Below are 11,760 nucleotides of genomic sequence, written 5' to 3'. Positions count from 1 at the left end.
ATCAAGATCATGAACGCTCCTATGAATGTCCTGTTGCCTGACGCGCTGGTGATGGCCGCCATCATCGTCGCTTGGCTGAACGACACCTTTACCGGTGCATCCGGCCGCCGCCTCACATATCTGATCGCGGTGGTCTCGTCGGTGGTCGCCGGCGTCTGGTTTGCGGTGCAGGCGCTCGATCCGCAGCATTACTACTTCTTCTCGCGGATGGTCGTCGTCGATGCGTTCGCGAGCGCGATGAAGGCGGTCGTGTCGCTCGGTTTCGCCGTGTCGCTGATCTATTCGCGCAAGTACCTCGAAGATCGCGACATGTTCCGCGGCGACGTGTTCCTGCTCGGCATGTTCTCGCTGCTCGGTCAGCTCGTGATGATCTCGGGCAACAACTTCCTGACGCTGTACCTCGGCCTCGAGCTGATGTCGCTGTCGCTGTACGCGGTGATTGCACTGCGTCGCGACGGTGCGGTGTCGAGCGAAGCCGCGATGAAGTACTACGTGCTGGGCGCGCTCGCTTCGGGCTTCGTGCTGTACGGGATCTCGATGCTGTACGGCGCGACGGGCGGCTCGCTCGATCTCGCCGACGTGTACAAGGCCGTGAGCAGCGGCGGCACCGAAGACGCGGTGCTGATGTTCGGCGTGATCTTCATCGTGGCCGGTATCGCGTTCAAGCTCGGCGCCGTGCCGTTCCACATGTGGGTGCCGGACGTCTATCAGGGCGCGCCGACCGCGATGACGCTGTTCGTCGGCGGCGGTCCGAAGGTCGCGGCGTTCGCCTGGGGGCTGCGTTTCCTGGTGATGGGCCTGCTGCCGCTCGCGCAGAACTGGCAGACCGCGCTCGTGATCCTCGCCGCGCTGTCGCTGATCGTCGGCAACATCACCGGTATCGTCCAGCGCAACATCAAGCGGATGCTCGCGTACTCGGCGATCTCGAACATGGGCTTCGTGCTGCTCGGCCTGCTCGCCGGCATCGTGAAGGGCGACGCGGCCGCACCGGCAAACGCGTACAGCTCGGCGATGTTCTACGCGATCGTCTATCTGATCACGACGCTCGGCTCGTTCGGCGTGGTGATGCTGCTCGCGCGCCGCGACTTCGAAGCGGAAACGATCGACGACTTCAAGGGCCTCAACAAGCGCAGCCCGGTGTTCGCGTTCGTGATGATGGTGATGATGTTCTCGCTGGCCGGCATTCCGCCGACCGTCGGCTTCTACGCGAAGCTCGCGGTGCTCGAGGCGACCGTCAACGCGGGCCTCACGTGGCTGGCCGTGCTGGCCGTGATCACGTCGCTGTTCGGCGCGTTCTACTACCTGCGCATCGTCAAGCTGATCTACTTCGACGCACCGCAAGACTCGACACCGATCGCCGGCGATTTCTGCAAGCGCACGATCCTGGTGCTCAACGGCATCGCGGTCGTCGTGCTCGGCCTGATCCCGAGCCCGCTGCTGACGGTGTGCCTGGACGCACTCCGTCACTCGCTGCCGACGCTGTAATGTCGGCCGCGGGCTGGTTTATCGTGCTGTTGGCGCTCGCGGGCGCCAACCTGCCGTTTCTGAACCAGCGTCTGTTCGCCGTCGTGCCGATCGGCGCGGCGAAGAAGGGCGCGTGGATCCGGATCGGCGAACTGATCGTGCTGTATTTCGTTGTCGGCGCGCTCGGCTTCTGGCTCGAATCGCGCGCCGGCAACCGCTTCGAACAAGGCTGGCAGTTTTACGCGATCACGTTCAGTCTGTTCGTCGTGTTCGCGTTTCCCGGCTTCACGTTCCAGTATCTCGTCAAACGACGCTGACAACGTCCCGGCCGCGCTCGTCGCGGCTTCGCACACGCGTGCGGCCGGGCGCAGTCCTTGCGCCCGGTTCGCATGACGGCCGGCGCAAGCACGTTTCCGGCGTGCCGGCCCTTCGTCGTCACGCCTCATCACGGAGCCGCCGATGGCCGAATTGCCCAATCACGACGCCGCACTCACCGAAACCTGCCTCGAAAGCGAATCGATTTTCGAAGGCGCGTTCCTGAAACTGAAGCGCGATACCGTCAGTCTGCCCGACGGCAAGCGCGCAACGCGCGAATACGTCCAGCACCCGGGCGCGGTGATGGTGATCCCGCTGTTCGACGACGGCCGCGTGCTGATGGAAAGCCAGTACCGCTACCCGATCGGCAAGGTGATGGCCGAATTTCCGGCCGGCAAGCTCGATCCGGACGAAGGCGCACTCGCGTGCGCCGTACGCGAACTGCGCGAGGAAACGGGCTATACGGCCCGCGAATACGTGTTCCTCACGCGGATTCATCCGATCATTTCCTACTCGACCGAATTCATCGACCTGTATCTCGCGCGCGGGCTCACCGCCGGCGAGCGCAAGCTCGACGACGGCGAATTCCTCGAAACCTTCACGGCGACGCTGCCCGACCTGCTCGAATGGGTGCGCACGGGCCAGATCAGCGACGTGAAAACGATCATCGGCACGATGTGGCTGGAGCGCGTGCTGTCCGGCACATGGCCGCTCGGCGCCGTTCTGACGCCTTGAACGCAGCGTCAGCGGCGCGCGGAGCGGCGCGTTACAATCCGGTCACATGCGCGTCATCACGCGCCCGATCGTGATTTAGCACGACCGTTCACAAAACCGTTTTTTGCGCTACACTCGTCAGACGCCCTGATTCAGCATGAAGGTCCTCGATTTACAGTGCCCGCATGGTCATCGGTTCGAAGGCTGGTTCGCTTCGGCCGATGAATTCGAATCGCAGTTGTCCCGCAAGCTGGTCGAATGTCCGGTGTGCGGGACGACCGAGGTCAGCCGTATGCCGTCCGCGCCGCGCCTGAATCTGTCGGGGGCGACGCAGGCGCAGCCGATCGATCCGCGTGCGCTGCAGGCGCAGGTGATGCGTGCGTTGCGCGAGGTGCTGGCGAAGACCGAGAACGTGGGCGAGCGCTTCGCCGAGGAAGCGCGGCGCATTCATTACAACGAAGCGCCGGCGCGCAGCATTCGTGGCGTCACCACGCCGGAAGATGCGCAAGCCTTGGTCGAAGAAGGCATCGATGTGATGCCGCTGCCGATTCCTGCCGCGCTGAAAGAACCGCTGCAATAACGTACGCAGTGTGTCCTTGCCCGGCCGGACGGCCGCGGCAAGCCTTGCCCGGGCCCGGTCCGCGCGTATGCGCCGCATCGGGTGGATCGCAAAGCATGGGCCAGTGCAGTACCGCCTCAGGTACGCGCGCTGGCGACAGGAGACACTGCGCATGGATCTGGATTATTCCCCCGCCGACGACGCGTTCCGCGCCGACATCCGCGCGTGGCTCGAGGCGAACCTGCCTCGAACGCTGCGCGCGAAGGTTCTCGATCACAAACGACTCGATCGCGAAGACTACGCGAGCTGGCACCGCATTCTCGGTCGGCGCGGCTGGTCCGCGCCCTCATGGCCGGCCGAATACGGCGGGCCGGGGTGGAACGCGACGCAGCGACACATCTGGGATGAAGAGTGCGCGCGCATCGGTGCGCCGACCGTGCTGCCGTTCGGCGTATCGATGGTCGCGCCCGTGCTGATGAAATACGGCAGCGAGGCGCAGAAGCGCCATTACCTGCCGCGCATCCTCGACGGCACCGACTGGTGGTGCCAGGGCTACTCGGAGCCGGGTTCCGGGTCGGATCTCGCGTCGCTGCGCACGCGCGCCGAACGTCGCGGCGATCATTACGTCGTGAACGGCCAGAAAACGTGGACGACGCTCGGCCAGTATGCGGACATGATGTTCTGCCTCGTGCGCACCGATCCGTCCGCGAAAAAGCAGGAAGGCATTTCGTTCCTGCTGATCGACATGAAGACGCCCGGCATCACGGTGCGTCCCATCATCACGCTCGACGAAGATCACGAAGTCAACGAGGTGTTCTTCGAGGACGTGAAGGTGCCGGTCGAGAATCTCGTCGGCGACGAGAACCGCGGCTGGACCTACGCGAAATACCTGCTCGGCCACGAGCGTACGGGGATCGCGCGCGTCGGCGCATCGAAGCGCGAACTCGCGTTCCTCAAGCGCATCGCATCGAACCAGCGCAAGAACGGCAAGCCGCTGCTTGCCGATCCGGTGTTCGCCGCGAAGGTCGCGGCGCTCGAAGTCGAGTTGATGGCGCTCGAGGTCACGGTGCTGCGCGTCGTGAGCCGCGAGACGAGCGGCAAGGGGCCGGGGCCGGAAGCGTCGATGCTGAAGATCAAGGGCACCGAGGTGCAGCAGGCGCTTACCGAGCTCATGTTCGAAGCGATCGGACCGCTTGCCGCGCCGTTCGACGTGCCGTTTCTCGAAGGCGAGCGCGAGCACAGCATTGCGAACGACGATGACGCGGCGCCGCTTGCCGCGTACTACTTCAATTACCGGAAGACGTCGATCTACGGCGGCTCGAACGAAATTCAGAAAAACATCATCGCGCAGATGATTCTCGGGCTCTGAGCCGAGCTCACGCGATCGGAGACAACGATGGATTTCACCTTTACCGATGAGCAGCAGCAGTTCGCCGAGGCGCTTCGCCGTTATCTCGGCGAGCAGTACGGCTTCGATGCGCGTCAGGCGATCGTGCGCAGCGACGCGGGCGTGTCGGAAACGCAATGGCAGGCATTCGCGGAACTCGGGCTGACCGCGTTGCCGGTGCCCGAGGCGCAAGGCGGCTTCGGCGGCGGCGCAGTCGACATGCTGGTCGCGATGCAGGAGCTTGGGCGTGCGCTCGTGGTCGAGCCTTACTGGGCGACCGCGGTCGGCGTCGAAGCGCTGCGTATCGCGGGCGCCGGCACCGGCGACGACGCGGCGCTGCTGGAAGCGGTCGCGCAGGGCCGCAAGCGTCTCGCCGTGGCATTTCACGAGCCGCATGCACGCTACGACCTGTTCGAGCTCGCGACGCGCGCGCATGAGCAGGGCGGCACGGTGCGGCTGTCCGGCACGAAGTCGGTCGTGCAGCACGGTGCGCAGGCGCATGCGTGGATCGTTCCCGCGCGTCTCGACGACGGCGCGATTGCGCTGTTCGTCGTCGACCGCGAGACGGCCGGCGCGAAAGTCGTCGACTATCGGACCATCGACGGCCAGCGTGCAGCGACGATCGTATTCGACGATACGCCTGCGCGGCGGCTGACGGGCGGCGCGCGCGACGCGGCCGCACTCGAGCAGATCGCCGATTACGCGACGTTCCTGCTGTGTGCGGAAGCGGTCGGCGCGCTCGACGAGCTCAACCGTGCGACGGTCGACTACACGAAGACGCGCGAACAGTTCGGCATGCCGATCGCGCGCTTCCAGGTGCTGCAGCACCGGATGGTCGACATGCTGATCCACGCGGAGCAGGCGCGTTCGCTCACGTATCTCGCGGCCGTGCGTTATGCGAGCAGCGATGCCGATGCGCGACGCAAGGCCATCTCGGCCGCGAAGGCGCGTGTCGGTGCGGCCGCGCGGTTCGTCGGCCAGCAGGCCGTTCAGCTGCATGGCGGAATGGGCGTGACGAACGAAGTGGCGGCGGCGCATCTGTTCAAGCGGCTGTCGATCATCGAAACGACGCTCGGCGATACCGATCATCATCTTGCGCGCATCGCGGCGCTGCCCGACTTCGCGCAGACCGACGCGGCATGACGTCGGCGCGCCGGGCGCGCCAATCACCAGGAGACCCGCAGTGGGCATCAGCTACGAAGATCTCGAAGTCGGCAGTACCGTCGAAATCGGCCGCTACACGTTCGAAGCCGACGACATCAAGACATTCGCCTCGCGCTACGATCCGCAGCCGTTCCACGTCGACGAAACGGCCGCGCAGGCTTCGCCGTTCGGCGGCCTCGTCGCGAGCGGCTGGCATACGTGTTCGGTCTTCATGGGCCTGCTCGTCCGACATCTCGGCACCGATTCGACCAGCATGGGCTCGCCCGGCATCGACGAGATCCGCTGGATCAAGCCCGTGCGCGCCGGCGACACGATCACGATGCATCAGAAGATCCTCGACAAGCGCGTGTCGGCGAGCAAGCCCGATCGCGGCATCGTGTCGACGGAATGGATCGGCGTGAACGGCAGCGGCGAGACCGTGATCACCGTGCGCTCGAAGGTGATCTTCGGGCTGCGTCATCCGGGAGGTGAGCAGGGATGACCGACATCACGTTGCCGCTGATCGCGTCGGCGCAGGCGCTGCGCGCGCGGGTCGGCGAAGCGCCGCTCGTGAGCGGCTGGATCGAGATCGACCAGCGACGCGTCGACGGTTTCGCCGACGCGACCGGCGATCATCAATGGATTCACGTCGACCCGGAACGCGCGCGACGCGAGTCGCCGTTCGGCGGCCCGATCGCGCATGGGTTTCTGACGCTGTCGCTGATTCCGGCGCTGATGATCGACGCGATGCGCTTCGAACAGAAGATGGGCGTGAACTACGGGCTGAACCGCGTGCGGTTCCTGAAGCCGGTGCCGGTCGGCGCGCGCGTGCGCGCGTCGTTCGCGGTGAAGGAAGCGGCCGACGCGGCGCGAGGCGGCGTGCAGGTCACATGGTCGGTCTCGATCGAAGCGCAGCGGCCCGACGGACCGCTCCCGGTCTGTGCGGCGGAATTCATCACGCTGCATTACTTCTGACGTCCTGACGCCGCGCATGGCCGCTGCCGAGCCGTACGGCGGCGTACCGCTCAGCGCTTCGCGTACTGCGTCGCGCCGAACAGCACCTCGCGCGCCTTGTCGTCCTGCAGCGCCTTGCGCAGCGACGCGAGCACCTCGACGCCGCGCTGCACGGCAGGGCGTGCGGCGATCGCTTCGTGCCAGCGCTTGACGTTCGGAAATGCGTCGAGCTCGATGCCCTGGTTCTGCCACGAACGCGTCCACGGGAACGTCGCGATGTCCGCGATCGTGTACGCGTCGCCGGCCAGATATTCCGATTCGCCGAGGCGCTTGTCCATCACGTTGTACAGCCGCTTCGCCTCGTTCGTGTAGCGGTTGATCGCGTATTCGATCTTTTCCGGCGCATAGATGCGGAAGTGATGCGTCTGGCCGAGCATCGGGCCGACGCCGCCCATCTGGAACATCAGCCACTGGAGCGTCGCATAGCGCGCAGCCGGATCGGTCGGCAGGAATTGGCCGGTTTTCTCCGCGAGATAGATCAGGATCGCGCCCGATTCGAACAGCGAGATCGGCCGCCCGCCCGGGCCTTCATCGTCGACGATCGCGGGGATCTTGTTGTTCGGACTGATCTTCAGGAACTCGGCGTTGAACTGGTCGCCTGTGCCGATATCGATCGGATGCGCGCGATACGCGAGGCCGGTTTCCTCGAGCATGATGTGCACCTTGTGACCGTTCGGGGTCGCCCAGCTGTAGACGTCGATCATCGTCAAACTCCTTCGGTTCATCAACGGAAGCGGAAGCGGCGCGCGCGCCGCGGCAGGCGGTCATTACAGCACGGATCGATGCGCGCTGCAGGGCATGCCTCTACGCGAGGAGGGGCGCCGCGCGCGCAGGCGGCGTGGCGTCAGCGCTTGTAGTGCGGCTGACGCTTGTCGAGAAACGCGGTGATGCCTTCGAGCGCGTCCGGATGATGCAGCGACGCGACGAAATGATCGCGCTCCGTGCCGAGGTGCGACTCGAGCGGCTGCGCGAGCGCATCGTCGAGCAGCGTCTTGATGCGCGTCAGCGCATTCGGCGAGATGCCGGCGAGCGTGTCGGCCCACGCGAGCGCATCGCTCAGCGCGGCGCCCGGTGTCGCGAGCCGGTTGACGACGCCAAGCGCGTGCAGGCGTTCCGCGGCGACGGGCTTGCCTTCGAGCAGAATCTCGGCCGCCAGCGCGCGCGGCAACGCACGGGCGAGGAACCATGAACCGCCGCCGTCGGGCGTCAGGCCCACCCGCGCGTACGACATCGCGAACTTCGCATCGTGCGCCGCAACGATCAGGTCGCACGCGAGTGCGAGCGAGAAGCCCGCGCCGGCCGCCGCGCCTTCGACCGCGGCAATCACCGGTTTCGTCGACGCGCGGATCGCGGCCACCCACGCCGCGAGCTGATCGATGCTCGCCGCCTGGAACGACGGGTCCTTCGATCGATTGTCGAGCAGCCGGTTCAGGTTGCCGCCGGCGCAGAAGAAACGATCGGCGCCCGTGAGCACGACCGCACGAATGCTCGGGTCGCGCTCGGCGGTCGCGAGCGCTTCGACGCCGGCCGCGTACATGTCGGGATGCAGCGCGTTGCGTGCGCCGGGATTCGAGATCGTGAGGACGAGCGTCGATTCGCTCTCGGGCGGGCGCGTGGCCAGCAGTTCGGCACTCATGCGAGCGTGTCTCCATCGGATGGCGAGGCGGCCGCGCCGCGTTCGGTGCGGCGGCAGACGAAGCGGCTGCTTCGGCGGATGCAATGTTGTCGTGACGGCGCGAAACTGCTTTAGACTAGCACGAACGTGCTTTTTCAGCGCGACATCCCCGGCGCGGCGAACCGTGTGCGACCGTGCCGACAACGAAGGAGACTCCGATGCTACAGCTGTGCGGTATTCCGTTGTCGAACTACTACAACAAGGTGAAGTTCGTGCTGCTCGAGCACGATATTCCGTTCGAGGAATGCGCATGCAGTCTGCCGATCACGGATCCGGCGCAGCTCGCCGATTCGCCGCTCGGCAAGATTCCGTTTCTGAAAACCGAAGAAGGCGCGCTGTTCGAGTCACAGGCGATCGTCGAGTATCTGGCGGCGCGCTATCCGGAGAAGCCGATTTTTCCGTCGGGCGCATTCGCGGCCGCGAAGGTGCGTGAACTCGTCCAGACGCTCGAGCTGTATATCGAGTGGACCACGCGCGAGGTCTATGCGGAAGCGTTCTTCGGCGGCAAGGTCAGCGACGGCACGAAAGCGCACGTCGAGAAGCGGCTGCCGCGCGCGATCGACGCGTTCAAGCGGATGACGCAGTTCTCGCCGTACGTGCTCGGCGAGTCGTTCGGTCTTGCCGACATCGTGGCATCGATCCATTTGCCGATCGTCGCGATGGCGACGAAGACGATCTTCGGCCGCGACTTCGTGCTCGATGCGGGCATCGACTGGAAGGCGCATGCGAAGAAGGTCGGCGAGCGACCGGCCGCGCAGCGCGTCGCGGCGGACCGCAAGGCCTACATGGAGGCTGCGAGCGCCGCGCGCGCGTAAGCGGCGCTCGAGCGATGCCGGCGGCCGCGTCGCGTGCGGGCGAGGTGCATTACCCACGCGAGCGCGGCATCGCCGGGCACCGCGCGTCGGCCAGCGCCGCGCCCGGCCAGCGCGTTACAGCCGCGCGAGCCGCTCGAGCGCGGTCGCGAGCGTGCTCTCCTGTTTCGCGAAGCAGAAGCGCACGACGCCCGACTCGTGCGGCTCGTGATAGAACGCCGACACCGGAATCGCGGCCACGCCGATTTCCGACGTCAGCCACTTCGAGAATTCCGCTTCCGGCAGGTCGCTGATCGCCGAATAGTCGACGCACTGGAAGTACGTACCCGAGCACGGCAGCAGCTTGAAGCGCGTGCGTTCGAGGCCCGCGCGGAAAAAGTCGCGCTTGTTCTGATAGAAGCCCGCGAGCGTCAGGTACGGCGCCGGATCGCGCAGATAGTCGGCGAGGCCGATCTGCATCGGCGTATTGACCGTAAACACGTTGAACTGATGGACCTTGCGGAACTCGGCAGTCAGCGCGGCCGGTGCCGCGACGTAACCGACCTTCCAGCCGGTCACGTGATACGTCTTGCCGAAGCTCGACACGATGAAGCTGCGTGCGGCGAGCTCCGGATAGCACGCGACGCTTTCGTGACGCTCGCCGTCGTAGACCATGTGCTCGTACACCTCGTCCGACAGGATCAGCACGTTGGTGCCGCGCACGATGTCCTCGAGCTTGCGCATGTCCGCTTCGCGCCACACGGTGCCGGTCGGGTTGTGCGGCGTGTTGATCAGGATCATCCGCGTGTTCGGCGTGATCGCGGCCGCGAGACGGTCGAACGGAATCGCGTAGTCCGGCGCTTCCAGCGTGACGAAGACGGGCTTGCCGCCGGCGAGTTCGATCGACGGCAGATAGCTGTCGTAGGTCGGCTCGACGACGATCACTTCGTCGCCCGGATGCACGGCGCACAGGATGGCCGTCAGCAGCGCCTGCGTCGCGCCGGCCGTCACGGTGATTTCGGTGCTGGCATCGTAGCGGCGGCCGTAGAGCTGCGCGATCTTGTCCGCGATCGCTTCGCGCAGCGGCGCGACGCCCGCCATCGGCGGGTACTGGTTGTGGCCCCTGCGCATCGCGGCCGCGACCGCGTCGACGATGCGCGGGTCGCAGTCGAAATCCGGAAAGCCCTGCCCGAGATTCACCGCGCCTTTTTCGGCGGCGAGCGCGCTCATGACCGTGAAGATCGTCGTGCCGACGTTCGGCAGGCGCGACGGGAAAACGGGGGACGTTGGCATGTCGGAAGGAGCGTTCATCGGTACGGTCGAAGTGGTGATGCCGGCAGCGTCAGGCCGGCGTGACAGTGGCGGCCGTTGCGGCGGCGAGCGCGCAGGCCTCGGTAAACGGTGCGGGTTGCGCGATGCGGAAGCCGAAATCGCGCGCTGTGCGCTTCGCGAGCTTCAGCAGCGCGCGGTCTTTCGACACGAGCCACTCGGCCTGTGCGGCGCGGGCCAGCTCGAGAAATTTCTGGTCGTCGCGGTCCTTGCATTTCGGCAGCGGCGGCGCGTCTGCGTCGGCCGGCGCCGGCTCGACGACGTGCGCGAGGCGCGCGACCGTCGCGAGCGCGGCCGCCTTGTCGATCGCGCGCGCGCGAAACTGCGGATAGTCGAGCACATGCTCGAGCTCCGTCAGGCACCGGCCGTCGATGACGGCCGCGAGCGTGCCGCATTCCAGCGCGGCGAGAATCGGCCGCGTGGCCGGATCGTCGAACACGAGGATGTCGATCCACACGTTCGAGTCGAGCACGACGCGGCGCGCGGCGGGTGGGGCGAGGGAGCTGGGCATTCGTTACAATCGGTGGTTTTCGTCTGACCGCACGGCACGGCGTGCCAGCGAGCCTCTATGATAATCGTTCTCTCTCCCGCCAAATCCCTCGACTACGAGACGCCCGCCCACGTGCAGTCTTACACGCAGCCTGCATTCGTCGACGACGCGTCGGAACTGATCGCGGGCCTGCGCAAGCTGTCGCCGCAGGACATCGCGACGCTGATGGACATCTCCGATCCGCTCGCGCGGCTGAACTACCAGCGCTACGCGGACTGGTCGCCGATCTTCACGCCCGCCAATTCGAAGCAGGCCGTGCTGGCGTTCAACGGCGACGTGTACGAAGGATTCGACGCGAAATCGCTGTCGGCCGCCGATCTCGACTATGCGCAGCAACACGTGCGCGTGCTGTCGGGCTTGTATGGCCTGCTGCGTCCGCTGGACCTGCTGCAGCCGTACCGGCTCGAGATGGGCACGCGCTTCGCGAATACGCGCGGCAAGGACCTGTACGCGTTCTGGGGCGACCGCATCACGCGCGCGCTGAACGAGCAGCTCGAGACGCGCCGCGGCGCATCGCGCGTGCTGATCAACTGCGCGTCGACCGAATACTTCAAGTCGGTCAAGCCGAAGCTGCTGGCCGCGCCGGTCATTACGCCGGTCTTCGAGGACTGGAAGGGCGGCCGCTACAAGATCATCAGCTTCCACGCGAAGCGCGCGCGCGGGCTGATGGCGCGTTATGTCGTCGAGAACCGCATCGCCGAGCCGAAGGCGCTGCAGGCATTCGCGATGGAAGGCTATGCATTCGACGCGGCCGCGTCGAACGACTCGACTTACGTATATCGCCGGCGTGTCGGCGAGTGACCCTGCCGGCCGTTCATG

Annotated in this window: 14 protein-coding genes; 10 read left to right on the top strand and 4 right to left on the bottom strand. The window is 66.0% G+C overall.

What is annotated here, in order from left to right; all coding sequences use genetic code 11:
• Window positions 1–21: 21 nt before the first annotated feature.
• From nuoN to NP80_RS24085, 8 genes are all read left to right on the top strand, one after another.
• The gene (gene nuoN, locus NP80_RS24120) at window positions 22–1,485 is read left to right on the top strand and encodes an NADH-quinone oxidoreductase subunit NuoN (protein WP_006410118.1); all 1,464 of its coding nucleotides are present in this window, start codon (window positions 22–24) and stop codon (window positions 1,483–1,485) included.
• Window positions 1,485–1,781, top strand: a complete 297-nt coding sequence (locus NP80_RS24115; RefSeq protein WP_006398811.1) for a DUF2818 family protein — start codon at window positions 1,485–1,487, stop codon at window positions 1,779–1,781. Before nuoN ends, NP80_RS24115 begins: the two co-directional genes overlap by 1 nt.
• A 142-nt stretch (window positions 1,782–1,923) precedes the next feature.
• Window positions 1,924–2,514 (top strand): NUDIX domain-containing protein, encoded by a 591-nt coding sequence (locus NP80_RS24110; protein ID WP_006405558.1) that lies wholly within the window; start codon window positions 1,924–1,926, stop codon window positions 2,512–2,514.
• Between the two features lie 136 nt (window positions 2,515–2,650).
• Window positions 2,651–3,073 (top strand): DUF1178 family protein, encoded by a 423-nt coding sequence (locus NP80_RS24105; RefSeq protein ID WP_006410122.1) that lies wholly within the window; start codon window positions 2,651–2,653, stop codon window positions 3,071–3,073.
• 151 nt (window positions 3,074–3,224) lie between these two features.
• Entirely contained in the window at window positions 3,225–4,421 is a 1,197-nt protein-coding gene (locus NP80_RS24100) for an acyl-CoA dehydrogenase family protein (RefSeq protein WP_006410117.1), read from the top strand.
• Between the two features lie 27 nt (window positions 4,422–4,448).
• The gene (locus NP80_RS24095) at window positions 4,449–5,582 is read left to right on the top strand and encodes an acyl-CoA dehydrogenase family protein (protein ID WP_006410125.1); all 1,134 of its coding nucleotides are present in this window, start codon (window positions 4,449–4,451) and stop codon (window positions 5,580–5,582) included.
• A 40-nt stretch (window positions 5,583–5,622) separates the two neighbouring features.
• Complete coding sequence (locus NP80_RS24090; protein ID WP_006405555.1) at window positions 5,623–6,084, top strand: MaoC family dehydratase; 462 nt, start codon at window positions 5,623–5,625, stop codon at window positions 6,082–6,084.
• Complete coding sequence (locus NP80_RS24085) at window positions 6,081–6,557, top strand: MaoC family dehydratase (RefSeq protein WP_006410111.1); 477 nt, start codon at window positions 6,081–6,083, stop codon at window positions 6,555–6,557. The genes NP80_RS24090 and NP80_RS24085 overlap by 4 nt, the downstream gene beginning before the upstream one ends.
• Window positions 6,558–6,607: 50 nt before the next feature.
• Here the strand turns inward: NP80_RS24085 and NP80_RS24080 are convergent, their stop codons facing one another.
• Window positions 6,608–7,300 carry a glutathione binding-like protein gene (locus NP80_RS24080; protein WP_006410121.1) on the bottom strand — a complete coding sequence of 231 codons (693 nt, stop codon included), beginning with the start codon at window positions 7,298–7,300 and terminating at the stop codon, window positions 6,608–6,610.
• Window positions 7,301–7,440: 140 nt separating this feature from the next.
• The gene (locus tag NP80_RS24075; protein WP_006405552.1) at window positions 7,441–8,232 is read right to left on the bottom strand and encodes an oxepin-CoA hydrolase, alternative type; all 792 of its coding nucleotides are present in this window, start codon (window positions 8,230–8,232) and stop codon (window positions 7,441–7,443) included.
• 197 nt (window positions 8,233–8,429) lie between these two features.
• Between NP80_RS24075 and NP80_RS24070 the strand changes: the two genes are divergently transcribed.
• A complete protein-coding gene (locus NP80_RS24070) occupies window positions 8,430–9,086 on the top strand; it encodes a glutathione S-transferase family protein (RefSeq protein WP_006405551.1) in 657 nt (218 codons plus the stop codon).
• A gap of 114 nt (window positions 9,087–9,200) precedes the next feature.
• Here NP80_RS24070 and NP80_RS24065 read toward each other — a convergent pair whose 3' ends face one another.
• Window positions 9,201–10,373, bottom strand: a complete 1,173-nt coding sequence (locus tag NP80_RS24065) for a pyridoxal phosphate-dependent aminotransferase (RefSeq protein WP_006410107.1) — start codon at window positions 10,371–10,373, stop codon at window positions 9,201–9,203.
• Between the two features lie 31 nt (window positions 10,374–10,404).
• Window positions 10,405–10,902 carry a putative toxin-antitoxin system toxin component, PIN family gene (locus NP80_RS24060; protein WP_006398822.1) on the bottom strand — a complete coding sequence of 166 codons (498 nt, stop codon included), beginning with the start codon at window positions 10,900–10,902 and terminating at the stop codon, window positions 10,405–10,407.
• A 57-nt stretch (window positions 10,903–10,959) separates the two neighbouring features.
• On the opposite strand from NP80_RS24060, the gene yaaA reads away from it, so the two are divergent.
• Entirely contained in the window at window positions 10,960–11,742 is a 783-nt protein-coding gene (yaaA, locus tag NP80_RS24055) for a peroxide stress protein YaaA (RefSeq protein WP_006410116.1), read from the top strand.
• The last annotated feature ends 18 nt before the right edge of the window (window positions 11,743–11,760 follow it).

This window comes from Burkholderia multivorans ATCC BAA-247 (assembly GCF_000959525.1).
Classification (GTDB): Bacteria; Pseudomonadota; Gammaproteobacteria; order Burkholderiales; family Burkholderiaceae; genus Burkholderia; species Burkholderia multivorans.
Note: the sequence above shows the minus strand (reverse complement) of the source record. Positions and strands in the feature narration are given on the sequence as shown.

Coding starts and splice junctions, on each gene's coding strand:
- nuoN (WP_006410118.1), top strand. CDS start 22: ATGAATGTCCTGTTGCCTGACGCGCTGGTGATGGCCGCCATCATCGTC.
- NP80_RS24115 (WP_006398811.1), top strand. CDS start 1,485: ATGTCGGCCGCGGGCTGGTTTATCGTGCTGTTGGCGCTCGCGGGCGCC.
- NP80_RS24110 (WP_006405558.1), top strand. CDS start 1,924: ATGGCCGAATTGCCCAATCACGACGCCGCACTCACCGAAACCTGCCTC.
- NP80_RS24105 (WP_006410122.1), top strand. CDS start 2,651: ATGAAGGTCCTCGATTTACAGTGCCCGCATGGTCATCGGTTCGAAGGC.
- NP80_RS24100 (WP_006410117.1), top strand. CDS start 3,225: ATGGATCTGGATTATTCCCCCGCCGACGACGCGTTCCGCGCCGACATC.
- NP80_RS24095 (WP_006410125.1), top strand. CDS start 4,449: ATGGATTTCACCTTTACCGATGAGCAGCAGCAGTTCGCCGAGGCGCTT.
- NP80_RS24085 (WP_006410111.1), top strand. CDS start 6,081: ATGACCGACATCACGTTGCCGCTGATCGCGTCGGCGCAGGCGCTGCGC.
- NP80_RS24080 (WP_006410121.1), bottom strand. CDS start 7,300: ATGATCGACGTCTACAGCTGGGCGACCCCGAACGGTCACAAGGTGCAC.
- NP80_RS24075 (WP_006405552.1), bottom strand. CDS start 8,232: ATGAGTGCCGAACTGCTGGCCACGCGCCCGCCCGAGAGCGAATCGACG.
- NP80_RS24070 (WP_006405551.1), top strand. CDS start 8,430: ATGCTACAGCTGTGCGGTATTCCGTTGTCGAACTACTACAACAAGGTG.
- NP80_RS24065 (WP_006410107.1), bottom strand. CDS start 10,373: ATGAACGCTCCTTCCGACATGCCAACGTCCCCCGTTTTCCCGTCGCGC.
- NP80_RS24060 (WP_006398822.1), bottom strand. CDS start 10,902: ATGCCCAGCTCCCTCGCCCCACCCGCCGCGCGCCGCGTCGTGCTCGAC.
- yaaA (WP_006410116.1), top strand. CDS start 10,960: ATGATAATCGTTCTCTCTCCCGCCAAATCCCTCGACTACGAGACGCCC.